The organism is Methylobacterium sp. WL18 (assembly GCF_008040015.1).
Classification (GTDB): Bacteria; Pseudomonadota; Alphaproteobacteria; order Rhizobiales; family Beijerinckiaceae; genus Methylobacterium; species Methylobacterium mesophilicum.
The window spans coordinates 1-2,047 of record NZ_VRVD01000753.1 but is presented as its reverse complement, the minus strand read 5'-3'; the positions used below and the strand labels follow the sequence as shown (position 1 = coordinate 2,047).

The window sequence follows — 2,047 nt, the reverse complement described above, 5'->3', positions numbered from 1 at the left end:
GGTCAGCGCGTCGCGCCCGTCGAGGCGGTCGGGTCCGTGGGCCCGCGGGGCGTACGCGGCGCCGAAGCCGTCGCCCGACCCTGAGGGTCGCTGAAGTAGCGGAAGAAGTCCGAGCTGGGGCTGATCACCAGCCGCGTGTCGGAGCCCTTCAGCCCGGTCTCGTAGGCCTGCATCGAGCGGTAGAAGCTGAAGAAGTCCGGGTCCTTGCCGAACGCCTCGGCGAGGATCCGGTTCTTGTCGGCGTCGCCCTGGCCGCGCAGCTGCTCGGACTTCTGCGTCGCCTCCGCGAGGATCACGGTGACCTCGCGGTCGGCCTTGGCGCGGATTGTGGCGGCGCTCTGGTCGCCGTTGGCGCGGATGTCGGCGGCCTCGCGCTCACGCTCGGTCTTCATCCGCTTGTAGACGGCGGCCGAGTTCTGCGCCGGAAGGTCCACCCGGGTCATGCGCAGGTCGACGATCTCGATGCCGAGCGCCTTGGCCTGCCGGTTCACGTCCTCCTGGATCTGGTGCATCAACTGGCCGCGCTCGGTCTTGACGATGGCGTCGCGGGTCGAGCGGGCGAGCACGTTGCGCAGGCCGGAATTGGTGAAGCTGGCGAGGCGCTGGTTGGCGAGCCCGATATTGCCCACCGCCTGGTAGAAGCGCAGCGGATCCAGGATGCGGTAGCGCGCGAAGGCGTCCACCTCGAGGTTCTGCCGGTCGGCGGTGAGCACCGTCTGCACCGGCAAGTCGAGGTCGAGCACGCGCTTATCGAAGATCACGACGTTCTCGACGAACGGCACCTTGAAGTAGAGGCCGGGCTTCTCTTCGCCGGTGGCGTTGAGCACGGCGCGGACGCGGCCGAACTGCAGGACGAGGGCCTGCTGCATCTGGCCGACGGTGAAGATCGAGGCGTAGAGCCCGATCGCGACGATCGCCGCGATGGCGATCAGGCCGGTGCGGAGAGCCTGTTTCATCGGGCGGCTCCCGTGGCGGCCGGGGACTGGGCGCGGGCCCCGAACTCGGTGAGCGGCAACACCGGCAGGACGCCCGCTGCGGCGCCCGAGCCCGGCTGTGCGCCGTTCTGGTCGATGATCACCTTGTTCACGGAGCCCAGAACCTTCTCCATCGTCTCCAGGAAGAGCCGCTCGCGGCTGATGGCCGGCGCGGCCTTGTAGGAGGCGTAGACCTCACTGAAGCGCGCGGCCTGGCCGGTCGCGTCGGCCGTCGCCTTCGTCCGGTAGGCCTCGGCCTGCTGGAAGATCTGCGACGCCCGGCCCCTCGCCTGCGGCACTTCGCGGCTGGCGTAGGTCTTGGCCTCGTTCTGTGCCGTGTCGGCGTCCTGTTGGGCGGCGTTCACGTCGATGAAGGCCGGACGGACTTCCGGCGGCGGGTTCACCGAGACGAGCTGCACCACCTCGATGCGGACGCCGGCGCCGTACTCGTCCAGCGCCTTCTGGACCATCTCCTTGACCTCCTGGGCGATGCTCGACTGCTCGTTGGTCAGGATCGCCTGGATGTTGCGGCGGCCGATCACCTCACGCATCGCGCTCTCGGAGATCGCCTTGATGGTGCCTTCGGGGTTCTGGAGGTTGAACACGAAGTCGGAGGCCTTGAGCGGGTTGATCCGCCACTGCACCTCGAAGTCGAGGTCGACGATGTTCTCGTCGCCGGTGAGGATCAGGCTCTCGTCCGGCACGTCGCGGTTGCGGCCCTGGCCCCCGGGCCCGGCGCGGAAACCGATCTGGATCGAGTTCTGCGAGCCGACATCCGGCTTGACCACGCCGCCGATCGGATAGGGGAAGTTGTAGCGCAGGCCCTCGCCCTTGGTGCCGACGTAGCGGCCGAAGATCGTCTCGATGCCGACCTGGCGCGGGTAGACGGTGTAGAAGCCGGTAGCGAGCCAGACCGCGACCGCAAGCCCCGCGATCACCGCGGCGCTGCGGCCGCCGCCGATGCCGCTCGGGCTTCCGCCGCCATAGCCGTTGCCGCTGTTGCCGCCGCCCGGGATCAGGCCGCGCAGGCGATCCTGCCCGCGCCGGAGCAGGTCCTCAAGGTTGGGCGGGGT

At 69.2% G+C, this 2,047-nt stretch carries 2 protein-coding genes; both read right to left on the bottom strand.

Annotation, left to right across the window (positions count from 1 at the left end):
• Positions 1 to 2: 2 nt before the first annotated feature.
• Positions 3 to 956: a protease modulator HflC gene (gene hflC / locus FV228_RS27870; protein WP_147857461.1), complete on the bottom strand. Its 954-nt coding sequence runs from the start codon at positions 954 to 956 to the stop codon at positions 3 to 5.
• On the bottom strand, positions 953 to 2,047 hold a 1,095-nt coding region (gene hflK / locus FV228_RS27865), incomplete at its 5' end, for an FtsH protease activity modulator HflK (protein ID WP_147857460.1). The genes hflK and hflC, both read right to left, overlap by 4 nt.